Source organism: Streptosporangium sp. NPDC023615, from assembly GCF_040640155.1.
Classification (GTDB): Bacteria; Actinomycetota; Actinomycetes; order Streptosporangiales; family Streptosporangiaceae; genus Streptosporangium.
On the sequence record NZ_JBFABE010000021.1, the window covers coordinates 89379 to 112226 of the forward strand.

Genomic DNA, 22848 nt, shown 5'->3' on the forward strand with positions numbered 1-22848 from the left:
GGAGCCGGTGGGAGGGGTGCGGGGCGCCCGCCGGCGACGGGCGCCCCGCACGGGGATCGGGACTACTGCTGAGTGATCTTCACGTCGTCGACGCCGGCCTCGACGAGGGAGGCGCCGGAGGCGTCACCGGCCTCGACCAGGATGCGGACGCTCTGCCCGGCGAAGGCGGAGACGTCGACGCTCGCCGTGGCCCAGGCGCCGTTGCGGTTGGCGGCCGAGCCGAGCTGCTGGAAGACCTGGGTGGTGGAGGAGCCGACGACCTTCACCCGCAGGAAGTCGGTGTTGGAGGCGTTGGAGCCGTGCGCCAGGTACCAGGAGAAGCCCAGCCTGAGCGTGCCGGACGAGGGCAGCGTGATCGCCGGTGAGCGGACGCTGCTGACCCCGCCGTCCAGGTCGTGGTCACCCGCCGCCGCGCCGGCGAGGCGTCCGGTGACCAGGTCGTTGCTGCCGCTGACGGTGGTGCCGAGCTGCTTGGCGCCGCCGGAGGTGGTGGCCTCGGGGTCACCGCGCTCCCACGCGCCGGAGGTGGCGGTGTCGGTGCCCGAGGGGTTGGTCGTCCAGCCGGTCGCCGTCTCGAAGGTGTCGGAGTAGACCGTCACCCCGGGGTTGGAGCCGCCGCAGTACTGCGCCTCCTTGCCGATGATCCGGTAGACGCAGTCGGAGTACTCGATGAAGCGGAGCACGGCCTCGCGGTTGCGGGTGGTCTGCGGGACGATCTGCTCGTCGGGAGGGTAGAAGCCCGGCGAGGCGCTCGTCGGGTACATCTCGAAGGTGTAGCTGAAGATCTTGTGGACGCCCCACATCCAGTCGTCGATGGTGCCGTCGGTGACGTAGAGGTCGCTGGCCTGCTGGGGGGTGTAGCCGTTGGTGGAGGCCATGTTCTGGCCCAGGGTCGCGTGGGCGTCGCGGTCGTCCTGGGTCAGGCCGGGCGCGGTGTCGTTGAAGGTGTAGCCGTACGGCCACAGGATCAGCTCGCCGTAGGTGTGCCAGTCGATGTGCGACTTGATCTGCTGCACCCCGCCGACGACCCGGCTGCGGACCCAGTTGGCCACCGCCCTGACCTCGGGCGCCGACTCCGCCGCCGAGCCCCGGTAGGTGTCGCTGGAGGCCGAACCGGACGAGCCGCCGCAGCAGCCCCAGTTGTAGCCCCAGTTGCGGTTCATGTCCGTGCCCACGTACGACGAGCCGGAGTTGGGCTGGCGGTTCTTGCGCCAGGAGCGGTAGGAGCCGGTGGCGATGTCGTACTCGCCGCCGTCGGGGTTGAGGTCCGGCATGATCCAGATCTCGCGGCCGTTGACCAGGTTCGCGATACGGCTGTCGGTGGCGTAGCCGTCGGTGAACAGGTTGAGCAGGTAGATCGCCATCTCGACGGTCAGGTGCTCGCGGGCGTGCTGGTGGTGGGTGAACAGCACCTCGGGCTCGTTCTCGTCCGTGGCGACGTTGTCACTGATCTTCACCGCGATCAGGTCGCGTCCCTCGTACGAGCTGCCGTAGCTGATCTTGCGGGCGATCGTCGGGTGGTCGGCGACGATCTTGTTCACCGCGGCGGTCATCTCGGCGTAGGTGTGGTACCCGGAGTCGGACGGCGGGAAGTCCGCGCGCTGCTCGGGCCCGGTCGGGAATAACGCCCTGGGGATCCTGGTGACGCTGTAGCCGAGCTTCTTGATCTCGGCGACCTCTTCCTGGCTGGCGGTGACCACGATCGAGTCGGAGTCGACCTGGTCGATCGCGGCGCCTGTGGCGGCGACCGCGCTGCGCTGCTGGGACGTGGTCGGTCCCTGGACCTTGTACTGGCTGTTCGGTTGTGGCTCGGCCGAGGCTCCGGCCCCGGTCACACCGAGACACAACAGCGCCAGGGCGGCGAACACCACGATCAGTCGGCGTCTCACCTGTGTCCTCCTCAGGCACGCACTCTAGGGATTCGTCACGTGCCTCCACCGAGAGTCAAGCAGCGGCGTTGATTAGGAAAGGCCCAAATTTTAGGCGCCGCGGGGACTCGGGGGGCAGATCGGAGGACGCCCCCGAACCGGAGCACCGCGCGCCGCGTCCCGGGCGCGGCGAGAACTCCGGGAGTTCCGGGAGAGGATCAGAAGACGACCCTGAACCAGACCGTCCGCGCACCGCCGGCGGGCTCGTCGTACATGCCCCAGCCCTCCGCGAGCAGGTCGACCAGGAACATGCCGCGCCCGCCCTCGGCCTCGGGGTCGTTGCGCACGTGCGGCGCCGAGGCGCCGGAGCCGGCGTCGCAGACCTCGACCAGCACCGCGGCCGGTCCCGTCGTCACCGTCATCGCGATCTCGCCGCCCGCCCCGGAGCCGGAGTGGACGACCGAGTTGGTCACCACCTCGCTCACCAGGAGGACGACGTCGTCGAAGGCGGGGTGCCCCTCACCCAGCAGCTCCCTGACCCGGCTCCGCGCCGTCGCCACCGACTCCGGAACCCCCTTGAGGGGCACCGTCGTCCGAGGTGAGACGGCCTGCCGTCCGGTCGTCATCGTTGACCTCACTCCCCGACCCGCATATTCCATGCACGTCGCCCTCTGAGATGGCACACTCACTCACGGTGAACTGTTCTATCAAGGACTGCAATACCTCAGGTTGAGATTCCACAGTTTTCCTATCAAAGGACGGAGGGAGGTAGATGCGTGGTTTCTCGACGCAGCCCCACGGCCCGGCATCGCCGCCTGGTCGCTGAACTCAACCGTCTGCGAAAGGACAGTGGGCTGAGCAGGGTGGAGGTGGCCGAGCGGATCGGCTCCACCGACACCACCGTCTGGCGGTACGAGACGGGCCAGACCCGGCCTCGTCCCTCGGACGTGTCGGCCCTCACCGACGTGTACGGCGTGACCGGGGAGGCGCGGGCCTCCCTGATCCAGATGGCCGTCGAGGCCAGGAGGCGCGACTGGTGGCACCGCCACCGGCAGGCGCTCAAGCCCGGCTTCGACTCCTACATCGGGCTGGAGGCGGAGGCGTCCCTCGTACGGTCGTACGAGCCGCTGGTCGTTCCCGGCCTGATGCAGACCGAACCGTACGCACGCGCAGTGATCGAGGCGACCGCCGTCGCCCAGACCCCCTCCACGGTCGAGGAGACGGTCGCCGTGCGCATCTCGCGTCAGCGACTGCTGCACGGACCAGGCGACCCTATCCACCTCGTCGCGGTGCTCGACGAAGCGGTGATCCGGCGCCGGATCGGCGGCGGCGACACCATGTCGGAGCAGCTGGAACATCTCGTCCACCTCGGCGGGCTGCCCAACGTGGAGATCCGGGTCCTCCCGTTCTCCGCCGGCGCCCACCCCGCGATGGACGGCCCGTTCTGCCTGCTCAGCTTCCCCGAACCGGAGGATCCCGACCTGCTCTACCTGGAGCAGGCCGCGAGCGGGCTCCTGCCGGACGAACCAGAGCAAGTCAGCCGATACGCCTCCATGTTCGAGAGCCTCTGCGCCATGGCTCTCGGCCAGGAGGCGTCGGCGGCCTTCATCGCCCAGATGGCGGGAAGGTTTTCCACCCCCTAGTACCCGAAGGAAGAAAAAGTGCGAGGGTCCACGATGGATCTGTCCGACGCCCAATGGCGCAAGAGCGGCCGCAGCACCGGAGGCAACTGCGTGGAGGTGGCGGTCGTCCCCGGTGAGGCGACGACCGTCCCCCACAAGGCCGACTCCGACCACCTCTATCTCGTCCGCGACTCCAAGGATCCGAAGGGCCCGGCGCTGGCGTTCACCCCGAGCGAGTGGGACGCCTTCGTCGGCGGCGTGAAGGACGGCGAGTTCGACTGACGGACCTCCGGGGGAACCGCCTCACCGGTTCCCCCGGAACCACCGGCCGCACGGAGCACGACGCGCCCGGAACGGCGGCGAGGCCGGAGGGCGGCACGCGCCCTCCGGCCTCGCCTCCCGTCACCGGGCGGTCATCGCGGTCATCGCGGCCCTCGCACCGGACCTCGGATCCAGGTCCGGCGCCCGGGCCGGTCCTAGGTCAGATCCTCACACTTCCGCGCGTCGGGATCACCGGCCGCCTTCGGCACCCAGCGGACGTTGGCGAACGAGGCCGAGAAGGCCCCGTCGGTGTAGACCAGGAACGGCGTGTTCACCGCCTCCAGGTCCAGACCGCCCGCGGCGAAGCAGGAGACGGGAATCTTGACCGTCGTCCTGGTGCCGACCGGGATCCCCTGGAACAGGGAGGTCGCCACCACCTCGGAGAGGCACGGGTAGACGCAGTGGACGCTCAGCACGGTCCTGGCGGCCGGGGCCTGGTGGACGATCGTGTCGAAGACCAGCGCCCCACCGGCGTTGAGGTAGCCCCGCAGGTCCGAGCCCCCGGCCGGGTCCTGCATGTAGATCTGGGCCGGGCCGGTACCGCTCCAGGTCGCCTTCAGGCCGTCCTGCTGCACGTTCACGTCCGCGGGCTCCACGGCGATCTCGGCGTGCGCCGCCCGGCCGTCGGCGCCGATCTCGGTGCCGCCCCAGTTCTCCGCCGAGCCGATCAGGCTCCTGTACGGCGCCACGTCCGTCCGGTTGAAGATCTCCAGATCCTCACCGGCCTCGCCACCGCCACCCTGCTCGCCGCAGCCGGCCGGGGAGGTCTCGTCGAGCGTCCCCACCGACCCGGTCTGGCCGTAGCGCAGGCCGTACCCGAGCGCAAAGAGCGGGTCGTAGCCCTCGGTGCCGGGGTTCAGCGGCGTCTGGCAGGCGCTCTTCGGCCACGAGTACGGCAGCTTGCCGGTGTAGCCCTCGCGGTGCTTGCCGCGCACCAGCAGGTCGGCGACGCCACCGCCCTCGGTGCCCGGCAGCCACGCGGCGACGAAGGCGTCGGAGCGGTTGAGCTCCTTGTTCACCCACAGCGGCCGGCCGCTGACGTAGACGGTGACGACGGGCGCGCCCTTGCCGCTGACCCGGTCGAGCACCGCCAGGTCACCGGGGTAGATCTTGGCGGCCTCCAGCGAGCGCCGCGCCAGGTCCCCGACGCCCTCGGCGTACGGGGTCTCGCCGATCACCGCGACGACCGCGTCGAACGCCGACGGGTCGACGCCCTCACCGGTCTCGCTGAAGGTGACGTCGGCCTCGCCCAGCGCCTCGCGCAGACCACCGAGGATCGTCGTGCCGTTGGGGAAGTCGGCGTTGACGTTGCCGGTGCCCTGCCAGGTGAGCGTCCAGCCGCCGGTCTGGTTCTGCAGGCTGTCGGCGCTCTTGCCGACCACCAGGACCTTGGAGTCGCTCGCCAGCGGCAGCACCTTGCCGTTGTTCTTCAGCAGGACCTGCGACCTGCGCACCGCCTCCCTGGCGAGCCTGCGCGCCTCCAGCGCGTCGGCCGACCCGGCGAAGGCGCGCTTGGAGGGCTTGGGCCCGTCGAGCACGCCGGCGCGCAGCTTCACCCGCAGGATGCGGGTGACCGCGTCGTCGATCCGCGCCATCGGGATCTCGCCGCTCTGCACCTGGGCGATCGTGTTGGCGATGAACGCCTTCCAGTCGCTTGGCACCATCACCACGTCGATGCCCGCGTTGACCGCCTTGGCGCAGCTCGCGTTGGTGCAGCCGGCGACCTGGCCGATGCCGTTCCAGTCCGAGACGACGACGCCGTCGAAGCCCATCTTCTTCTTGAGGATCTCGTCGAGGGCGCGCTTGCTGCCGTGCAGCTTGCCCTCGTCGATGCCGAGCTCGGTGTTGGTCCAGCTGTTGAACGAGACCATCACGCTCTGGGCGCCGGCCGCGAGCGCGCCGTAGTAGCCCTGGCCGTGCACGTTGATCATCTCGGCCTCGGACGAGGGGTTGACGCCCTGGTCCACGCCCTTGAGGGTGCCGCCGTCACCGATGAAGTGCTTGGCGGTGGCGATCACCCCGTCCTGGCCGATGCCCCACGGGTGCCTGCCCTGCAGACCCTTGACGGCCTCGTACCCGTAGGCGCGGGTGATCCGGGGGTCCTCGGAGAAGCCCTCGTAGGTGCGGCCCCACCGGTCGTCCAGGGGGACGGCGAGGGTGGGCGCGAACGCCCAGTCCTGGCCGGTGGCGCGGATCTGCCGGGCCGTCGCCGCGCTGATGTCGCGGACCAGGCACGGGTCCTGCGCGGCACCCAGGCCGATGTTGTGCGGGAAGACCGTCGCGCCGTAGACGTTGTTGTTGCCGTGCACGGCGTCGATGCCCCAGATCACCGGGATCTTCGTCCGGGTGGCGACGGAGGCGTTCCAGTAGGCGTCGGCGAGGTCGAGCCAGGCCTTGGGCGGGGCGTGCTTGTCGCGGTTCGGCCACGCGCCGCCGCCGTTGAGCACCGAGCCGATGAAGTACTGCCCGACCTCCGCGGGGGTGATCGAGGTGATCTCCGGCTGGGTCATCTGGCCGACCTTCTCGGCGAGCGTCATGCCCGCGAGGATCTTCGCGATCCGGCGCTCCTGGAGCGGGTTCTTCCCGATCTTGCTCTTGACCTTCGGCCACTCGTTCAGGGTGGGCAGCTTCTTCTCGATGCGGGCACAGCCGCGGAAGTCCAGCGCCGGCTTGCCGATCACCGGCTGCCGGCCGCCGGTCGCGCTCTCGGCTCCCGCGCTCGGGATGCCGGCCGTCCCGGTGGCCAGCACGGCGAGACTCGCGAGCACCGCGAATCCGCTCCTGCGGGCGCCCAGGCGGGCGAAGGGTCTGATCATCGAGGGTCCGTTCTCGAGGCACTGCGACGGTCACGGCGGCCCCCCCGGAGTCCGCACTTGGCAGATCCTGACGCCGTGACGCGGCCTAGTCAATAGCCCTCAGGGAGCGCTCTCTCGGATGGACGGGAGCCCCGCAAACACCCGATCGGCGGAAAACCGCCCCCACCAGCGGCGTCGCGACCACGAGCAGCCACACTTCCTTCCCGGCGACGATCAGATCACCATCCTCCTGAGAGCGCTCTCACGCTTCGTTGTCCCCCTTTTCCTTGTGGTCGTCCGCACGGCTCCGTCCTTGACATTGTAGATCAACACTTCCTTCTCCCACGGGACCGCACCGATCCACCCGGGACACCCCGCGGATACCCCGCCGGCCGAACCGCCGCGCGTTTGGGCCTAGGCAACCCCTCATCCGTGGACTAGCTTCTGGACAGGTGTCCAGTTCGAGGAGCGACGATGGCCAGGACGACCCAGGCCCCCCGGGCCCGGCTGTCGGACCGGCAGGCCGAGACCGTGCGCAGGCTCGCCGAGGCGGCGGTCGCGGAGGTCGCGGAACACCGGTACGAGGGGCTGACCGTACGCGGGGTGGCCAGGCGCGCGGGAGTGGCCCCGGCCACCGCCTACACCTACTTCGCCTCCAAGGACCACCTCCTGGCGGAGGTGTTCTGGCGGCGCCTGCGCGACCTGCCACCCCCCGCCCCCCTGCCCCACGGCGGTTCACCCGCCGAACGGGCGGCCGAGGCCCTGCGCGGGGTGGCGCTGCTCGTGGCCGACGATCCGGCCCTGTCGTCGGCCTGCACCGCCGCGATGCTCGCCGACGAACCGAACGTCCGGCGCCTGCGGGCCCGCATCGGCCTGCGCGTCCACGAACGGATCGCCGAGGCCACCGACGCCTCCCCCGCCGCCCTCCAGACCTTCGAGCTGGCCTTCTACGGCGCCCTGGTCCAGGCCGGAATGGGCCACCTCTCCTACGACGACCTCCCCGCCCTCCTCGCCACCACCGCCGCCACCGTCTTCCCCCCCGCCCCCCACGGGACCACACCGGAAAACACCCCATGAAGCCATGGCAGAAACCACCCCATGCCCCTGCCGGGGATCGGCCCGTGAGGCCGCGCCGATGACTGGACCGAGGAGCGCCGTGAGGCCGCGCCGGGGACTGGACCGAGGAGCGAAGGAGCGAAGCGGATGAGCGACGAGGGAAGGAGCCGGGTCCCAGCGGCCGAACCGCGACGCGACAGCGTCGCCATCGGCGGGGCACCGCTGTACAGCCCCTATGACTACGCCGTGCACGAGGATCCCTATCCCGTCTACGCCAGGCTCCGGGAGGAGGCGCCGCTCTACCGCAACGAGGAGCTGGACTTCTGGGCGCTGTCCCGCCACGAGGACGTCGGCTCCGCGTTCAGGAACGGCTCGACCTACTCCAGCGGCTACGGGGTCTCGCTGGAGCCCACCGTGTGGGGGCCCGGCGCGCACCGGTCCATGTCCTTCCTGGCCATGGACCCGCCCCGGCACACCAGGATGCGGGCACTGGTGTCGCGGGGGTTCACCCCGCGCCGGGTGGCCGCGCTGGAGCCGCGGATCAGGGAGATCACGCGCCTGCACCTGGAGCCGGCACTGGAGGGCGGGGAGTTCGACTGGATCACGGCCGTCGCGAGCCGGGTGCCGATGGACGTGATCTCCGAGCTGATGGGCGTGCCCGAGGCCGACCGGCGGGAGTTGCGGCGGCTGGCCGACGTGCTGATGCACCGCGACGACGGCCTTCAGGAGATCCCGCCCGAGGGCGTGGCGGCCTCCCTCGAACTGGTCGGCTACTACGCGGACATGCTCGCCCTGCGGCGCGCCCGGCGGACCGACGACCTGACCAGCGCCCTGCTGGACGCCGAGATCGACGGTGAGCGGATGAGCGACGAGGAGATCATCGCGTTCCTGTTCCTGATGGTGGTCGCCGGCAACGAGACGACCACGAAGCTGCTCGGCAACGCCCTGTACTGGGCGTTCCTGAACCCGGTGGAGGGGGCCAAGGCCCTGGGCGGGGCGGTGGAGCCGTGGGTGGAGGAGACCCTGCGCTACGACACGTCCTCGCAGATGCTGGCCAGGCGGGTCGCCGAGGAGGTGGAGGTGCGCGGCACGCGCCTTCCGGTCGGGGCCCGGGTACTGCTGCTGGTCGGCTCGGCCAACCGCGACGAGCGGGTCTTCCCCGCCGCCGACCGTTACGACCTGGACCGCGACACCGGAGAGATGATCAGTTTCGGCCGGGGCGGCCACTTCTGCCTGGGGGCCTCGCTGGCCCGGATGGAGGGGCGGGTGGTCCTCGGCGAGCTGACCCGGCGGATCACCGGTTACGAGATCGACCTGGCCGGGGCCGAACGGACGCACGCCGCCAACGTCCGGGGGTTCGCCCGCCTGCCGATGAGCGTGACCCGCCGGTGAGACCCCACGCGGCCCGGAACGCCCGGCCACGACCGACGACGGAGGTTTCCCGTGCCGAGAGTCCCCCCGCACCCCGAGCGCAGGCCGGCCCTGGTCAGCGGGGCCTCGTCCGGCATCGGGGCGGCCGTGGCCGTGGCCCTGGCGCGGGCCGGTCATCCCGTGGCCCTCGGCGCGCGCCGGGCGGCGGTCTGCGAGGAACTGGCGGCGAGGATCAGGGCCGGGGGCGGGGGGGCCGTGGCGCTGCCGCTCGACGTGACCTCCGACGGGTCGGTCTCTTTTTTTGTCTCCGAAGCCGAGCAAGCGTTAGGTGAAACAGAGGTGGTGGTGACCTGCGCGGGCGAGGTGACGCCGGGGAACGCCTACGAGACCTCCACCCCGGCCTTCGAGGCGCAGCTCCAGCTCGACCTGCTCGGCACCCAGCGGCTCGTGGCGGCCGTGGCGCCCGCGATGGCGGCCAGGAGACGCGGCGACATCGTGTTCGTCACCTCCGACGTGGTGCGCCTGCCACGTCCCCGGATGGGCGCCTACGTCGCCGCCAAGAACGCCCTGGAGGGGCCGGCCGGGGCGATGCGGATGGAGCTGGAGGGCACCGGGGTGCGGGCGTCGGTCCTTCGCCCCGGCCCGACGCTGTCGGGCATGGGCTCCACCTGGCCCGTCGAGGTCCTGCGGAAGGTCCTGGACGACTGGACGAGGTTCGGGCTGGCCAGGCACGACCGGTTCCTCAAGCCTCGCGACGTGGCGGCGGCCGTCCTGGCCGTGGTCTCCATGCCCCGCGGCGCGCACGTCACCCTCCTGGAGATCGAACCCGAAGCCCCCCTGAACGAGGAGCGGAATGACTAGAAAAGCGCCCCCGGTGTCCGGGAGCGATCATCTGGAGGAGTTGCGCACCGATCCCGTCGAGCTCATGTGGCGGGTCCGCCGGGAGTGCGGGGACGTGGGGACGTTCTCGCTGGCGGGCCGGCCGGTCGTGCTGCTGTCCGGGGCCGAGGCCAACGAGTTCTTCTTCCGGTCGGCCGACGAGGACCTCGACCAGGCCGAGGCGTACCCGTTCATGAAGCCGATCTTCGGCGAGGGCGTGGTCTTCGACGCCCCGCCCGAGCGGCGCAAGGAGATGCTGCACAACCAGGCGCTGCGGGCCACGATGATGCGCGGGCACGCCGAGACCATCGAACGCGAGGTCAGGGAGATGGTCGCGCTCTGGGACGACGAGGGCGAGATCGACCTGCTCGACTGGTTCGCCGAGCTGACCATCTACACCTCCTCCTCGTGCCTGATCGGCCGCAGGTTCCGCGAGCGGCTCGACGCGCGGTTCGCGCGGCTCTACCACGACCTGGAGCGCGGCACCGACCCGATCGCGTTCGTGGACCCGTACGCCGACATCGAGTCCTTCCGGCGGCGGGACGCGGCCAGGGCCGGTCTGGTGGCGCTGGTGCAGGAGATCATGGACTCGCGCGGCCCGGCGGCGCGCGAGGACCGCGACCTGCTGGACGTGCTGCTCTCGGTGCGGAACGAGGACGGCACCCCGCGCTTCGGCGCCGACGAGGTCACCGGCGTGTTCATCTCGATGATGTTCGCCGGGCACCACACCACCTCCGGCACCGCGGCCTGGACCCTGATCGAGCTGCTGCGCCACCCCGGGACGATGGCGCGGGTCGACGGGGAGCTGGAGACGCTGTACGCCGACGGCTCGGCCGTGAGCTTCCAGGCGCTGCGCGAGATCCCGGCGCTGGAGTCGGCGATCAAGGAGGCGCTGCGGCTGCACCCGCCGCTGATCCTGCTGATGCGGGTGGCCAAGACCCCGCAGCGGGTGTGCGGGTACGACATCGAGCCGGGCGAGCTGGTCGCCGCCTCCCCCGCGGTCTCGAACCGGCTGGCCGGGGACTTCCCCGACCCCGACTCCTTCCGGCCCGAACGCTACGCCGAGCCGCGCCAGGAGGACCTGGTCAACCGGTGGACGTGGATCCCGTTCGGGGCGGGCAGGCACCGCTGCGTGGGCGCCCAGTTCGCCATGGTCCAGCTCAAGGCGATCTTCTCGGTGCTGCTGCGGGACTGGGAGTTCGCGCCCGCCCAGCCGCTGGAGAGCTACCGCGACGACCACACCAAGATGGTCGTCCAGCTCGCACGGCCCTGCGCGGTCCGCTACCGGAGGCGGGTCCGATGAGGGTGGTCCTGGACGCCGACCTGTGCCAGGGGCACGCCGAGTGCGAGCTCGCCGCCCCGGAGGTCTTCTCCGTGCCCCGGCGCGGCGCGGTGGACGTCCTGGCGGACGAGCCGCCCGCCGCCCTGTCCGGCGCGGTGCGCGAGGCCGTGCGCAACTGTCCCACCCGAGCGCTGCGACTGGAGGACTGATGTATCCGCGCGAGGAGCTGGAGGAGATGGTCCGGCTGTGGCTGTCGTCCAACCGTGAGTGCGAGCGTCTCGGTGACTGGAGGCCGCTGGCCTCCCTCTACACCGAGGACGCCACCTACGGCTGGAACCTCGGCCCGGAGCTGGAGTTCATGGCCGTCGGCCGGGACGAGATCCGCGACGTCGCACTGGGGGCGGAGATGGGCGGGCTGGACGGCTGGCGCTACCCGTACCAGAAGGTGCTCGTCGACGAGGTCGAGGGCGAGGTGGTCGGCTTCTGGAAGCAGGTCGCCGAGGCGACCCGTCCGGACGGCACGCCGTACGAGGTGGCGGGGATCGGCGGGTCGTGGTTCCGGTACGCGGGCGGCATGCGCTGGTCGTGGCAGCGCGACTGGTTCGACTTCGGCAACGCCACCGCGCTGTTCGCGGAGATGATCGGGGCGGGCGTGCTGACGGACGGCATGAAGCGCCGCATGGAACGCGCCGGGGGCAGGCCGGCGGGCTGGTACCGGCTGGGAGCCGCCCCGGTCGCGCTGTGGGAGCGCCCGTGAGGCCGGGCGGCGGCGGCCGGGCGGTGCCGGACGCCCGTTTCCTGAGCGTCGACCCGGCCACCGAGGAGATCGTGGGCGAGGCCCCGGACGCGGCGCCCGCCGACATGGACGCGGCGATCGGCGCCGCGCGCGAGGCGTTCGACACCGGGACGTGGGCCTCGGACCCGTCCCTGCGCGCCCGCTGCCTGCGGCAGCTGCGCGAGGCCCTGACCGGGCACGCCGACGAGCTGCGGGAGCTGACGGTGGCCGAGGCCGGCTGCCCGGCGTGGTGAGCGTGGTCACCTCCTCCTCGCACGCGCTCGGCACGCAGCTCGTCTCCGACCCCCGGGTGGACCTGGTCTCGTTCACCGGCTCCACCGTGACGGGCCGCTCGGTGATGGTCTCGGCGGCGGCCACGGTGAAGCGGGTCTTCCTGGAGCTCGGCGGCAAGTCGGCCTACGTGGTGCTGGAGGACGCCGACGTCGGCGCGGCGGCGGCGACGGCGGCCTTCGCGGTGGCGACGCACGCCGGGCAGGGGTGCGCGATCACCACCCGGCTGCTGCTCCCCCGGGAGCGGTTCGACGAGGGCGTGCACGCCGCGGCCAGGACGCTGGCCGAGCTGGGCGTGGGCGACCCGGCCGATCCCCGGACCGTCTGCGGGCCGGTGATCTCCGCCCGCCAGCGCGACCGGGTGGAGTCCTACCTGCGGCTGGCCCTGGACGAGGGGGGCGCGTTCGCCTGCGGCGGGCGCCGGCCCCCGGACCGGGAGCGGGGGTTCTGGATCGAGCCGACCCTGATCGTGGGGATGACGAACTCCGCCAGGGTCGCCCGGGAGGAGATCTTCGGCCCGGTCCTGGTGGCCCTGCCGCACGACGGGGACGACGACGCGGTCCGGATCGCCAACGACTCGCCGTACGGGCTGTCGGGGGCGGTGCACGGCGGCGACGAGGAGCGGGCGCTGGCGGTGGCCCGGCGGCTGCGGACCGGGACGGTCGGCGTCAACGGGGGGCAGTGGTACGGCGGGGACGTGCCGTTCGGCGGCTACAAGCAGTCGGGGGTCGGGCGGGAGATGGGCGTGCTCGGATTCGAGGAGTACCTGGAGAGCAAGGTCGTCGCCACACCGTACGGAGGTCGATGATGCGCTTCGAGGACGGGCGGGAGCGGGGCGGTGCGGCAACGCGGTTCGAGGGCAGGGTGGCGATCGTCACCGGCGGCGCCCGCGGGATCGGCGAGGCCTACGTCCGGGCGCTGGCGGCCGAGGGCGCGCACGTCGTGGTGGCCGACCTGGAGACCGCGGCGGGCGAGCGGGTGGCCGAGCAGGTCGGCGGGCAGATCTTCAACGTCGACGGCGGGCACGTGATCCGCTCATGAGGGCCGCGACGCGGCCGTGTCCGGGGCCGGGCGGCCCCCGGCTCCCGGAGGGAGGACCGGTATGAGGGTCGGATTCGTCGGGCTGGGCCAGATGGGCTCGCCGATGGCCGTACGGCTGGCCGGCCGGCCCGGAGGGCTGCTGGTGTACGACGTCAGGCCCGGGGCGTGCGCGCCCGCGGTGGAGCGCGGCGCGCGGGCCGTCACGGACCCGCTGGAGATCGCGGCCGAGGCCGGCGTGATCGAGGTCATGGTCCTCGACGACGAGCAGGTCCGCGAGGTGGTGCGCGCCGCCCTGCCGGTCGCGCGGGCGGGCACGGTGATCGCCGTCCACTCGACGATCTCCCCGGTCACCGCCGAGGAGCTGGCGGCCGAGGCGGCCCGGTACGGCGTGCACGTGGTGGACGCGCCGGTGACCGGGGGCTTCACGGGGGCGCACGAGGGCAGGCTGGCCGTCCTCGCCGGCGGCGCGGACGAGGCGGTCGAGCGGTGCCGGGAGCCGTTCGGGCACTGGGCGCAGCTGGTGCTGCACGTCGGCCCGGCCGGGGCGGGCACGCGGGCCAAGCTGGCGCGCAACCTGCTGCACTTCGCGGCGTTCGCGGCGGCGGCGGAGGCGCAGCGGCCGGCCGAGGCGTGCGGCGTCCCGCTGAAGGCGCTGGCGCAGGCCGTCAGGCACTCCGACGCGGTCACCGGCGGCCCCGGGGCCATCATGCTCAGGAAGACCACCGAGCCTGTAACTCCGGATGATCCGTGGTACGAAATATTGCTACATGTCAGAGCCCTCGGGGAGAAGGATCTCTCCCTGGCGCTGGAACTCGCACGGGCCAGCGGGGTGGAGACCCCGATGGCCGCCCTCGCCCTGGAACGGCTGGCCGACGGACTTGGAGTGCCCCATGAGCGACCACGCGGACGAGACCACTCCTGAGCGCCGGGCCCGCGGATTGGAGATCATGAAAAAGGCCTACGGCTGGGACCACGTCGAGGACGGCCCCGGCGACTTCTTCGGGATGACGGTCGAGCACCTGTTCGCCGAGGTGTGGTCCAGGGAGGGAATCTCCAACCGCGACCGGCGGCTGCTCCTGCTCGGCATGCTGGTGGGCCAGGGCATGGACGACGTCGTCGGGCTCCAGCTCGACGCGGCCGTCCGGACCGGCGACCTCACGCCCGACGAGCTGCGCGAGATCGTCGTCTTCCTCACCCACTACGCCGGCTGGCCGAGGGGGGCCAAGCTCAACACGCAGGTCGAGGAGCTGATCGCCCGCGTCATGCGCCCGTAGCCGGCCGCGGGCGGCCCGCCGCCGGTCCGTCGCCGCAGGCCCGGCGCCGGCCGGTCAGAGCCTCTCGACGTTGGGCCCGCGGCAGCGGTTGCGGGTGTCGAGGACGAAGGCGCTCGCCCGCTGGACGAGCGCGTAGTCGAAGCAGTCGTGGTCGGTGAGGACCACCACGGCGTCGGCCTCGGCCAGCTCCCGCTCCGAGAACGCGACGACCCCGACGCCCGCGGGCAGCAGGAAGGGGTCCACGTGCGGGTCGGCGGCCCGCACGTCGGCGCCCAGCTTGCGCAGCCCCCTGACCACGTCGATCGCCGGCGACTCGCGGCAGTCGCCGGCGTTCTTCTTGTACGCCAGGCCCAGCGCGAGCACCCGGCTGCCGTTGACCGGTTTGCGCGCCCGGTTCAGCGCGAGCCCCAGGCGGCGTACCACCTGGTCCGGCATGTGGCGGTTGATGTCGTTGGCCAGCTCCACGAACTGGAAGTTGTGCCCGAGGCTGCGCTTGACCTTCCACGACAGGTACGACGGGTCGATCGGCAGGCAGTGCCCCCCGACGCCGGGTCCGGGGGTGAAGCGCATGTAGCCGAAGGGCTTGGTGGAGGCGGCGTCGATGGCCTCCCACACGTCGATGCCGAGCTGCTGCGCGAAGATCGACAGCTCGTTGACCAGGGCGATGTTGACGTGCCTGAAGGTGTTCTCCAGGAGCTTGCACAGCTCCGCCACCTGGGGCGAGGAGACCGGGACGACCTGGTGGACGAGCCGGGCGTAGAACACCCGGATCCGCTCCAGGGACGCCGCGTCGATGCCGGAGACCACCTTCGGCGTGTTCTCCAGGCGCCAGTGCCCGTTGCCGGGGTCGATCCGTTCCGGGCTGTAGCCCAGGTGGAAGTCCTCCGGCGCCCGCAGGCCGGAGCCCTCCTCCAGCAGGGGCAGCAGGTACTCCTCGGTGGTGCCCGGATAGGTGGTGGACTCCAGCACGACCGCGGCGCCCCGCCGCAGCAGCGGGGCGACCGCCTCCCCGGCCGCGGCGATGTGGCGCAGGTCCGGGACGCCGTCGCGGAGCGGCGTCGGCACGGTTATGACGCAGACGTCGAAGTCCCCGGCGGCGCCGTAGTCGGCGCTCGCCAGGTAGCGGCCGGAGCGGTGGGCGGCCGACAGCGCGTCGTCGCCGACGTCCTCGACGTAGGACTCGGCCGCGTTGAGGCGCTTGACCCGCCGCTCGTCGACGTCGACGCCGACCACGTCGAATCCCGCCGCGACGGCCCGCATCGCGAGAGGCAGGCCGACGTACCCCTGGCCGACCACGACCAGTTTCTCTCCCACGGCAGGACCTCCGTCGCCTCGGAAAAAGGAGAATACGAAACGACTTTAGGAGCGATATTCCCCCGGAACCGATCATGCGGTGAACCGGGCGTGTCGCCGCCCGCTCCCGAGGCCGCGGCTCGCGCGGGTCGGTGTCCCCGCGCGAGCCGTTACGAATACCATATGACGCAATATAATAAATATCTGACATTTCCGGATATTTGCGCGTTGTCGCAGCTCGGCGACCCGGGTAAAAACCTCACGGCCACCCGTACAAGAGTCGCGTCCGCCCGCATGTCGGTCCGCGGCGCGGCGGAACGGCGTACGTAGCATTCAGCCGTGTATTCCATGCGCGACATCGGCGCCGTACCGGAGAAGAGGCTCCGTTGACGGCGGCCGGCGCTTCTTCCCGCGTCCTTCCGCCGAATTCCGGCCGCCCGCCCGCCCCCGTTCCCTTCAACCGGACATACGTCTCGGCCAATGAGATGGACTATCTCGCCGAGGCCGTGCGCCGGGGCTCCACGTCGGGGGACGGGCCGTTCACCCGGCGGGCCGCCGGGCTGCTGCGGGAGATGACCGGGGCACGGCAGGTGCTGCTGACCACCTCCTGCACGCACGCCCTGGAGATGTCGGCGCTATTGCTCGACCTCAGGCCCGGCGACGAGGTGATCATGCCGTCGTTCACCTTCGTCTCGACGGCCAACGCCTACGCGCTGCGCGGGGCGGTGCCGGTCTTCGTCGACTGCAGGCCCGACACGCTGAACCTGGACGAGAGGCTGCTGACGGACGCGATCACCGACCGCACCCGGGCCGTCGTCGTCGTCCACTACGCCGGGGTCGCCTGCGAGATGGAGCCGATCCTCGCCGTGGCCGAGCGGTACGGCCTGGCCCTGATCGAGGACAACGCCCACGGCCTCGGCGGCTCCTACCGGGGGCGCGCGCTGGGGTCGTTCGGCCGCATGGCGGCGCAGAGCTTCCACGAGACCAAGAACGTGCAGTGCGGTGAGGGCGGCGCGCTGCTGGTGAACGACGCCGAGCTCGCCGCCCGCGCGGAGATCGTCCGGGAGAAGGGCACCGACCGCGGCCGGTTCTTCCGCGGGCAGGTGGACAAGTACCGGTGGGTCGACATCGGCTCCAGCTACCTGCCCTCCGACATCCTCGCCGCGCAGCTCACCTCCCAGCTCGAATCCTTCGAGAAGATCCAGGCCATGCGCCAGGAGGTGTGGCGCCGCTACCACGCGGAGCTGGCCGGCTGGGCCGCCGCCAACGGGGTCCGGCAGCCGGCGGTCCCCGCCGACCGCGAGCACCCGGCGCACCTGTACCACCTGCTGCTGCCCGGCCTGGAGAGCAGGGGCGCGTTCATCGCCCACCTCGCCGCGAGGGGCGTGCAGGCGGCGTTCCACTACCAGCCGCTGCACACCGCGCCCGCCGGCCTGCGGTACGGCAGGACGGCCCCGGCGGGATGCCCGGTCACCGAGGAGGTCGCCGACCGCCTGGTGCGGCTGCCGCTCTTCGCCGACCTGGACGACGCCGGGGTGGCGCGCGTGGTCGAGGCCGTGCGCGAGCACGAGGTGCGCCGGTGAGCTGGTGGGAGATGACGGGGGACGGGACGCCGCGGGCGGTGGGGTCGCCGTTCGACTCGGCCCGGTTCGGCCGCCCGGTGGAGCGCCTGACCGTCCCGGCGGGGGCCGGGCCGTCCTTCGGGCCGGTCCGCGAGGCCGTCCTGGGGTCGGCGGCCGACGTCATCGTGCTCCGCTACCCGGCCGGGCACGTCGGCTGGTTCGCCGAGCTGACCTCGCTCGGCCGTACCGCCGTGTTCGCCGACTCCCTGGCCTACTGGCGGCTGCGCGCGGGGCGGGGCCGCGCGCCCGAGCCCCGGGCCGACCTGCGGGCCGCCTGCCCGCTCCCGGCGGCCGCGGTGCCCGGTCCGGTCTCCGACATCTTCGCCGCCTACCGGAGCCACTACGTGGCCAACCCGCTGTTCGACGCCTCGGCGGCGCTGGAGGGGTACCGGGAGTGGGCGGTGCGCTCGGCCGCGTCCGGGAGGTGCGTGGCGCTGCGGGAGCACGACGCGCACGACGCGCACGACGACGGGAGCGGGGTGCTCGCGCTGGCGACGCTGGCCGACGACGACGGGCCCGGCGGTGAACCCACCGGCGGGAACGGCACCGGCGGCGGGAACGGGGACGGCGACGGGATCACCGGCGGGGGCGACCTCGGGGGAGGCGGCGGGGACGGTGGCGGGGGCGGTGGCGGGGTCACCGAGATCCTGCTCGCCGGGGTCGTCTCGCGGGCGCGCGGGCGCGGCCTCTACGGCCACCTGCTGGCGGCGGTGGAGGAGCGCGTCCTCGCCCGGGGCGGGCGGGAGGTGGTCATCTCCACCCAGGGGCACAACACCGGCGTGCAGCGTGCCTGGGCACGGTACGGGTTCGAGCCCGTGCACGCCTTCCTCACCGTTCACCTGATCCGGAGCCGGCTGCTGCGTGGACCGCGCCGCTAGCGCCGCCCGGCTGCCGGGGGACGGCCGTCGCGGCCGGCGACCCGACGCGCTCGCGGACCACGTAGGTCGGCCGCCCCATGCCGTTGCCGTGGATGCGCCCGATGTACTCGCCGAGCACGCCGACGGATATGAGCTGGGCCGAGGAGAAGAGCGTGACCATCGACGCGATCGTGGTGAACCCGGCCACGGTGGTGTCCCCGCTGGCGAAGCGCCAGAGCACGACGCCGCCCAGCAGCAGGCCGACGGTGCCGATCAGGAACCCCAGGTAGCTGGCGGCGCGGAGCGGGGCCGCGCTGTAGCCCAGCAGCATGTTCACCGCGTGGCGCAGCAGCATGCCCGGCGTGTAGTTGGAGCGCCCGTGCCCGCGCTCGTTCATCTCCACCCCGACCGACCCCACCTTCGTGGTGGCCCAGGACAGGGCCACGTCGACGCAGGCGTGCGGCCCGGACAGTTGCTGGAACCCGTCGCGCAGCCGGGTGCGGAAGGCCCGGAAGGCGCTGATCGTCCGGGCGGTGCGGATGCCCAGCCCTCCGGCCATGGCGGTCTTGACCGACCGGGACGCGAGGTTGCGGACGAGCCCGTGCTCCTCGCGGTGCGGCACGCCGTACACCAGGTCCAGGCCGTCGCGCTCCAGCGCGGCCAGCAGCAGGGGGATCTGCCCGGGCGGGTGCTGCAGGTCGTCGTCCATGGTGACGACCACCTCGCACTCGGCCTCCCTGATCCCGGCGACCAGCGCGTTGTGCTGACCGTAGTTGCGCGACAGGTGCAGCGCCCGCACTCCCTCGACGCGCTGCGCGAGCTCGGTCGCGGCCCGCCAGGTGTCGTCCGGGCTCCCGTCGACGACGAGGATCACCTCGTGGCGGACGGAGAGCTCGCGCAGGACCGCGACGACCCCGTTCACCAGTGCCGGAAGGGTCCGCGCGGAGCGGTAACACGGAATGACCACCGACACGGACATTGATCCCCCGATTACATCTCACAGCGAGCTAACATCCATTTACCGCGACAACAAATAAGATCTGAAATGGCCGGACATGGTAGGCGCAGGAAAGCTGACTAATCTCGAAAAATGCCTGCATGCCGGGCGAGGAGGTTTTATCTCCTCTCTTGCTGGACAGCGCATCACATACCTGATGGCCAGCGCCACGACGGCCGTGCTCTATTACGCTCTCCTGGGCCTGGCATTGCTCGCCGTGAACGATGCGGTCTCCTACCTTCTGCTGGCGATGGCGGCCCATCTGACGACCGTGGTGATCGTCTACCCGTGGTACCGGCTGGTGGTGTTCAGGACGCGCGACCGGTCGTGGCTCGCAGGCTACCTGCGCTTCTACGCGGTCGGCCTCGGCTTCCTGGGCGCCTCCCTCGCCGGCCTTCCCGTGCTGGTGGAGCTCTGCCACCTTCCCGTGATGGCGGCCCAGGCGGTGATCCTCGTCGTCAGTCCCACGGTGACCTACGCGGTGCACCGCGCCTGGACGTTCCGGGAGAAGGTGAACGTCCGTCCCGGGTGAAAACACCCCCCTTTCTCCGCAAAGGCGACCGCGCCGCGGAGGGAATTCCCGGCTCCCCGCGTAGTTTTCAACGGGATCGACCGGCCGCCGTGGCCACGTGGTTCCCGTGGAAGGGGCCGGCAGCGATGAAGGCACTTGTTCTGGCGGGCGGCAGGGGCACGAGGCTGCGCCCGCTCACCCACACGTCCGCGAAACAGCTCGTCCCGGTCGCCAACAAACCGGTGCTGCACTACGGGCTGGAGGCGATCAGGGACGCCGGTATCACGAGCGTCGGCATCGTCGTCGGCGACACCGGCGCGGAGGTCCGCGCCGCCGTGGGCGACGGCTCGGCGTTCGGCCTGGAGGTCACCTACATCCAGCAGGAGGCGCCGCTCGGCCTGGCCCACTGCGTGCTGATCGCCCGCGACTTCCTGGGTGACGAGCCGTTCGTGATGTACCTGGGCGACAACTTCCTGCTGGACGGCATCGCCGGCCTGGTGGACGCCTTCCGCGCGTCCGACCACGACGCGCAGATCCTGCTCACCAAGGTGACCGAGCCGCAGTTCTACGGGGTGGCCGAGCTGGGACCGGACGGGGAGATCCTCGCCCTCCAGGAGAAGCCGGAGAACCCGCGCAGCGATCTCGCGATCGTGGGCGTCTACACCTTCTCCCCCGCGATCCACGAGGCGGTCCGGGCGATCGAGCCGTCGGCCCGCGGCGAGCTGGAGATCACCGACGCGATCACCTGGCTGATCGACAACGGCCGGCGCGTCCACTCGCACTTCGTCACCGGCTACTGGAGGGACACCGGCCGCCTGCAGGACATGCTGGAGTGCAACCGCATGGTCCTGGAGGCGATCGAGACGACCGTCCGGGGGACGGTGGACGCGGCCTCGGAGATCACCGGGCGCGTCGACATCGGGCCGGGCGCCACGGTGCGCGGATCGGTGATCCGCGGCCCGGCCGTCATCGGCGCCAACGCCAGGATCGAGGCCTCCTACGTCGGCCCCTACACCTCGATCGGCGAGGGGTGCGTGCTGGAGGAGGCCGGGGTGGAGTACAGCATCATCCTCGCCGACTCCACCGTCAGGGGCGTCTCCCCGCTGACCCGCTCCCTGATCGGCCGGAACGTCGAGGTGAGCCGGGCCGTCGGCCTGCCCGACACGCACCAGCTCATGGTCGGCGACCACAGCCGGGTGCAACTGCGCGCCTGATCCCCCAGCCCGGGGTCGCCCCCGGGAACACGCCCCGGCACCGCGCCCGAGGAAACGCCTGGCAACACCCGCGGGACCGCACCCGAGAGCACCTCTGGGACGGCGCCCGAGAACACACCCGAGACCGCGCCCGAGAACACGTCTGGGAGGACGACGCATGGAGGCCACGGAGATCCGCCGCACGGTCGAGCTGGAGGACCGCCACTGGTGGTACCGCGAGCGGCGCGCCATCCTCGCCCGCGAGCTCCGCGAGCTGCGCCGGCTCGGCCCGCCCGGCAGGGCGCTCGACATCGGCGCGGCCGGGGGCGGCAACACCCGCGTGCTGGTCGAGCACGGCTGGGACGCCCTGGTCGCGGACTTCTCCGAACTCGCCGTCGAGCTCGCCAGGGAGCGCGGCCTGCGGGCGATCCACGCCGACGCGCGAAACCTGCCCCTGCCCGACGCGAGGTTCGACCTGGTGATGGCGTTCGACGTCCTGGAGCACATCGAGGAGGACGACCGGGCCGCCGGTGAGCTCGCGCGCGTGCTGCGGCCCGGCGGGACCGCGCTGATCACGGTCCCCTGCGACATGGCGCTCTGGTCGGCGCACGACGTGGCCTCCGGCCACGTCCGCCGGTACACCCGCGAAGAGCTGGGCGCCCTGCTGACCGGCGCGGGCCTGGTCGTCGACCGGATGTGGAGCTGGAACGTCCTGCTGCGGCCGGTCGTCGCCCGCCGCAGGAGGCACACCTCGGGCTCGGACGTGACGGAGACCTCGCCCCTGGTGAACCTGGGGCTGAGGGCCGTGGTGGCGGCCGAGAGGTACCTGCCGGTCACCTCGCTGCCCGGTGTCTCGCTCATGGTGCGGGCCCACCACCCCTGACCGGCGCCGCCCCCTCCCCACACACCCGCGCGGCCGCGTCCCGCACACCCGCGTGCTCGCACGCCCGCGTGCCCGCACCCCGATGGCCTGGCGAATGGCAAAAGACCCGGAAAGACATCGCCGGGCGCGGGTGCCGGAGACCTCGCGGGACGATCGTTTCACCAGGCTCGGGCGCATGGCAGAAACCCCGCCCCGTCACCCTGGTCGCCCTTCCTCGCCGGGACCGCTGCTGACCGCCGGGGACGGCGAGGCCGGCGAGGCCTTCCCGGAACCGGAGGCCGACCGGCCGGACGCCCGGCCCCCAGGGATGCGGCGCCTCACCGCCTGGGCGCCCGCCGCGACGGCGGCCGCCCTGACCGGGGCCGTGCTGTACCGGCACGGCGTCTCCGGCACCGACGCGGCCCTGTTCCTCCTCTACGTCGCGCTGGGCGTGGCACTGCCCGGCGTACTGGTCCTGCGTCTCCTGTACGGGGGCAGGCGCACCCTCGCCGAGGAGATCGCGCTCGGGCTGGCGCTCGGCTACGCCGTGGAGGTCTTCGCCTACGCCGGTGCCCGCGCCGCGGGGATGCCGCTGCTCGTCCTGGCCTGGCCCGCCGTCACCTTCCTGCTCTTCCTGGCCGTGCCCCGGCTGCGCCGGCACTGGGCGGGCGACCCGTCCCGGCTGGAGAGGTCACCGGTCTGGTGGTCCTGGTCGCTGGTGCTGCTCTTGGCCTACCTGCTCGCCTGGAGCGCGGTGTCGTTCTTCGCGCGCAACGCCCTGACCTGGCCCGCGCTGGGGAACGCGTTCCCCGACATGCCGTACCACCTGGCGCTGACCGGCGAACTGAGGCACCACGTGCCGCCCACCGTGCCGATGGTGGCCGGGGAGCCCCTGCTCTACCACTGGTTCGTCTACGCCCACCTGGCGGCGGCGAGCT

The 22848-nt window shown here is 72.0% G+C and carries 24 protein-coding genes; 19 read left to right on the forward strand and 5 right to left on the reverse strand.

Going from position 1 to position 22848, the window contains the following annotated elements; genetic code table 11:
* Nucleotides 1-62: 62 nt before the first annotated feature.
* Entirely contained in the window at nucleotides 63-1889 is a 1827-nt protein-coding gene (locus AB0G16_RS17565; protein WP_362805668.1) for a M14 family zinc carboxypeptidase, read from the reverse strand.
* 197 nt (nucleotides 1890-2086) lie between these two features.
* A complete protein-coding gene (locus AB0G16_RS17570) occupies nucleotides 2087-2494 on the reverse strand; it encodes an ATP-binding protein (RefSeq protein WP_362805670.1) in 408 nt (135 codons plus the stop codon).
* Nucleotides 2495-2644: 150 nt separating this feature from the next.
* Here AB0G16_RS17570 and AB0G16_RS17575 point away from each other — a divergent pair, with 150 nt between their 5' ends.
* Both AB0G16_RS17575 and AB0G16_RS17580 read left to right on the forward strand, forming a co-directional pair.
* Nucleotides 2645-3511 (forward strand): helix-turn-helix transcriptional regulator, encoded by an 867-nt coding sequence (locus AB0G16_RS17575; protein WP_362805672.1) that lies wholly within the window; start codon nucleotides 2645-2647, stop codon nucleotides 3509-3511.
* A 33-nt stretch (nucleotides 3512-3544) separates the two neighbouring features.
* Nucleotides 3545-3772, forward strand: coding sequence for a DUF397 domain-containing protein (locus AB0G16_RS17580; RefSeq protein ID WP_362805674.1), 228 nt, complete (start codon nucleotides 3545-3547; stop codon nucleotides 3770-3772).
* A gap of 194 nt (nucleotides 3773-3966) precedes the next feature.
* Here the strand turns inward: AB0G16_RS17580 and AB0G16_RS17585 are convergent, their stop codons facing one another.
* The gene (locus tag AB0G16_RS17585; RefSeq protein WP_362805676.1) at nucleotides 3967-6627 is read right to left on the reverse strand and encodes an exo 1,3/1,4-beta-D-glucan glucohydrolase; all 2661 of its coding nucleotides are present in this window, start codon (nucleotides 6625-6627) and stop codon (nucleotides 3967-3969) included.
* Between the two features lie 453 nt (nucleotides 6628-7080).
* Between AB0G16_RS17585 and AB0G16_RS17590 the strand changes: the two genes are divergently transcribed.
* From AB0G16_RS17590 to AB0G16_RS17640, 11 genes are all read left to right on the forward strand, one after another.
* Nucleotides 7081-7683, forward strand: coding sequence for a helix-turn-helix domain-containing protein (locus AB0G16_RS17590; protein ID WP_362805678.1), 603 nt, complete (start codon nucleotides 7081-7083; stop codon nucleotides 7681-7683).
* A 126-nt stretch (nucleotides 7684-7809) separates the two neighbouring features.
* Nucleotides 7810-9054, forward strand: a complete 1245-nt coding sequence (locus AB0G16_RS17595; RefSeq protein ID WP_362805680.1) for a cytochrome P450 — start codon at nucleotides 7810-7812, stop codon at nucleotides 9052-9054.
* Between the two features lie 51 nt (nucleotides 9055-9105).
* Nucleotides 9106-9894 carry an SDR family oxidoreductase gene (locus tag AB0G16_RS17600; protein WP_362805682.1) on the forward strand — a complete coding sequence of 263 codons (789 nt, stop codon included), beginning with the start codon at nucleotides 9106-9108 and terminating at the stop codon, nucleotides 9892-9894.
* Complete coding sequence (locus AB0G16_RS17605; protein ID WP_362805684.1) at nucleotides 9887-11215, forward strand: cytochrome P450; 1329 nt, start codon at nucleotides 9887-9889, stop codon at nucleotides 11213-11215. The genes AB0G16_RS17600 and AB0G16_RS17605 overlap by 8 nt, the downstream gene beginning before the upstream one ends.
* The gene (locus AB0G16_RS17610) at nucleotides 11212-11403 is read left to right on the forward strand and encodes a ferredoxin (protein WP_362805686.1); all 192 of its coding nucleotides are present in this window, start codon (nucleotides 11212-11214) and stop codon (nucleotides 11401-11403) included. Before AB0G16_RS17605 ends, AB0G16_RS17610 begins: the two co-directional genes overlap by 4 nt.
* Nucleotides 11403-11951: a nuclear transport factor 2 family protein gene (locus AB0G16_RS17615; RefSeq protein ID WP_362805688.1), complete on the forward strand. Its 549-nt coding sequence runs from the start codon at nucleotides 11403-11405 to the stop codon at nucleotides 11949-11951. The genes AB0G16_RS17610 and AB0G16_RS17615 overlap by 1 nt, the downstream gene beginning before the upstream one ends.
* Nucleotides 11948-12223 (forward strand): aldehyde dehydrogenase family protein, encoded by a 276-nt coding sequence (locus tag AB0G16_RS17620; RefSeq protein ID WP_362805690.1) that lies wholly within the window; start codon nucleotides 11948-11950, stop codon nucleotides 12221-12223. Before AB0G16_RS17615 ends, AB0G16_RS17620 begins: the two co-directional genes overlap by 4 nt.
* On the forward strand, nucleotides 12217-13068 hold the full coding sequence (locus AB0G16_RS17625; RefSeq protein WP_362805692.1) for an aldehyde dehydrogenase family protein: 852 nt from the start codon (nucleotides 12217-12219) through the stop codon (nucleotides 13066-13068). The genes AB0G16_RS17620 and AB0G16_RS17625 overlap by 7 nt, the downstream gene beginning before the upstream one ends.
* Nucleotides 13065-13301: an SDR family NAD(P)-dependent oxidoreductase gene (locus tag AB0G16_RS17630; protein WP_362805694.1), complete on the forward strand. Its 237-nt coding sequence runs from the start codon at nucleotides 13065-13067 to the stop codon at nucleotides 13299-13301. The genes AB0G16_RS17625 and AB0G16_RS17630 overlap by 4 nt, the downstream gene beginning before the upstream one ends.
* A gap of 61 nt (nucleotides 13302-13362) precedes the next feature.
* On the forward strand, nucleotides 13363-14223 hold the full coding sequence (locus AB0G16_RS17635) for an NAD(P)-dependent oxidoreductase (protein WP_362805696.1): 861 nt from the start codon (nucleotides 13363-13365) through the stop codon (nucleotides 14221-14223).
* Nucleotides 14192-14575 (forward strand): carboxymuconolactone decarboxylase family protein, encoded by a 384-nt coding sequence (locus AB0G16_RS17640; RefSeq protein ID WP_362805698.1) that lies wholly within the window; start codon nucleotides 14192-14194, stop codon nucleotides 14573-14575. Before AB0G16_RS17635 ends, AB0G16_RS17640 begins: the two co-directional genes overlap by 32 nt.
* A gap of 54 nt (nucleotides 14576-14629) precedes the next feature.
* Here AB0G16_RS17640 and AB0G16_RS17645 read toward each other — a convergent pair whose 3' ends face one another.
* Complete coding sequence (locus tag AB0G16_RS17645; protein WP_362805700.1) at nucleotides 14630-15889, reverse strand: nucleotide sugar dehydrogenase; 1260 nt, start codon at nucleotides 15887-15889, stop codon at nucleotides 14630-14632.
* Between the two features lie 365 nt (nucleotides 15890-16254).
* Here AB0G16_RS17645 and rffA point away from each other — a divergent pair, with 365 nt between their 5' ends.
* Both rffA and AB0G16_RS17655 read left to right on the forward strand, forming a co-directional pair.
* Nucleotides 16255-17451: a dTDP-4-amino-4,6-dideoxygalactose transaminase gene (gene rffA, locus AB0G16_RS17650; protein WP_362805702.1), complete on the forward strand. Its 1197-nt coding sequence runs from the start codon at nucleotides 16255-16257 to the stop codon at nucleotides 17449-17451.
* On the forward strand, nucleotides 17448-18368 hold the full coding sequence (locus tag AB0G16_RS17655) for a GNAT family N-acetyltransferase (protein WP_362805704.1): 921 nt from the start codon (nucleotides 17448-17450) through the stop codon (nucleotides 18366-18368). Before rffA ends, AB0G16_RS17655 begins: the two co-directional genes overlap by 4 nt.
* Here the strand turns inward: AB0G16_RS17655 and AB0G16_RS17660 are convergent.
* The gene (locus tag AB0G16_RS17660; RefSeq protein WP_362805706.1) at nucleotides 18319-19314 is read right to left on the reverse strand and encodes a glycosyltransferase family 2 protein; all 996 of its coding nucleotides are present in this window, start codon (nucleotides 19312-19314) and stop codon (nucleotides 18319-18321) included. The two genes, AB0G16_RS17655 and AB0G16_RS17660, sit on opposite strands and share 50 nt — an antisense overlap.
* Nucleotides 19315-19501: 187 nt before the next feature.
* Between AB0G16_RS17660 and AB0G16_RS17665 the strand changes: the two genes are divergently transcribed.
* From AB0G16_RS17665 to AB0G16_RS17680, 4 genes are all read left to right on the forward strand, one after another.
* Complete coding sequence (locus AB0G16_RS17665; protein WP_362805708.1) at nucleotides 19502-19876, forward strand: GtrA family protein; 375 nt, start codon at nucleotides 19502-19504, stop codon at nucleotides 19874-19876.
* 125 nt (nucleotides 19877-20001) lie between these two features.
* Nucleotides 20002-21069 carry a glucose-1-phosphate thymidylyltransferase gene (locus AB0G16_RS17670; protein WP_362805710.1) on the forward strand — a complete coding sequence of 356 codons (1068 nt, stop codon included), beginning with the start codon at nucleotides 20002-20004 and terminating at the stop codon, nucleotides 21067-21069.
* A 157-nt stretch (nucleotides 21070-21226) separates the two neighbouring features.
* On the forward strand, nucleotides 21227-21931 hold the full coding sequence (locus AB0G16_RS17675) for a class I SAM-dependent methyltransferase (RefSeq protein WP_362805712.1): 705 nt from the start codon (nucleotides 21227-21229) through the stop codon (nucleotides 21929-21931).
* Between the two features lie 175 nt (nucleotides 21932-22106).
* The coding region (locus AB0G16_RS17680; protein WP_362805714.1) for a hypothetical protein at nucleotides 22107-22848 on the forward strand (742 nt) is incomplete at its 3' end.

Excerpts from the sequence above, each read along its gene's own strand:
- AB0G16_RS17665 (WP_362805708.1), top strand. The coding sequence starts at position 19,502 with ATGGCCAGCGCCACGACGGCCGTGCTCTATTACGCTCTCCTGGGCCTG.
- AB0G16_RS17635 (WP_362805696.1), top strand. The coding sequence starts at position 13,363 with ATGAGGGTCGGATTCGTCGGGCTGGGCCAGATGGGCTCGCCGATGGCC.
- AB0G16_RS17580 (WP_362805674.1), top strand. The coding sequence starts at position 3,545 with ATGGATCTGTCCGACGCCCAATGGCGCAAGAGCGGCCGCAGCACCGGA.
- AB0G16_RS17605 (WP_362805684.1), top strand. The coding sequence starts at position 9,887 with ATGACTAGAAAAGCGCCCCCGGTGTCCGGGAGCGATCATCTGGAGGAG.
- AB0G16_RS17610 (WP_362805686.1), top strand. The coding sequence starts at position 11,212 with ATGAGGGTGGTCCTGGACGCCGACCTGTGCCAGGGGCACGCCGAGTGC.
- AB0G16_RS17590 (WP_362805678.1), top strand. The coding sequence starts at position 7,081 with ATGGCCAGGACGACCCAGGCCCCCCGGGCCCGGCTGTCGGACCGGCAG.
- AB0G16_RS17570 (WP_362805670.1), bottom strand. The coding sequence starts at position 2,494 with ATGACGACCGGACGGCAGGCCGTCTCACCTCGGACGACGGTGCCCCTC.
- AB0G16_RS17640 (WP_362805698.1), top strand. The coding sequence starts at position 14,192 with ATGAGCGACCACGCGGACGAGACCACTCCTGAGCGCCGGGCCCGCGGA.
- AB0G16_RS17595 (WP_362805680.1), top strand. The coding sequence starts at position 7,810 with ATGAGCGACGAGGGAAGGAGCCGGGTCCCAGCGGCCGAACCGCGACGC.
- AB0G16_RS17630 (WP_362805694.1), top strand. The coding sequence starts at position 13,065 with ATGATGCGCTTCGAGGACGGGCGGGAGCGGGGCGGTGCGGCAACGCGG.
- AB0G16_RS17670 (WP_362805710.1), top strand. The coding sequence starts at position 20,002 with ATGAAGGCACTTGTTCTGGCGGGCGGCAGGGGCACGAGGCTGCGCCCG.
- AB0G16_RS17615 (WP_362805688.1), top strand. The coding sequence starts at position 11,403 with ATGTATCCGCGCGAGGAGCTGGAGGAGATGGTCCGGCTGTGGCTGTCG.
- AB0G16_RS17675 (WP_362805712.1), top strand. The coding sequence starts at position 21,227 with ATGGAGGCCACGGAGATCCGCCGCACGGTCGAGCTGGAGGACCGCCAC.
- AB0G16_RS17585 (WP_362805676.1), bottom strand. The coding sequence starts at position 6,627 with ATGATCAGACCCTTCGCCCGCCTGGGCGCCCGCAGGAGCGGATTCGCG.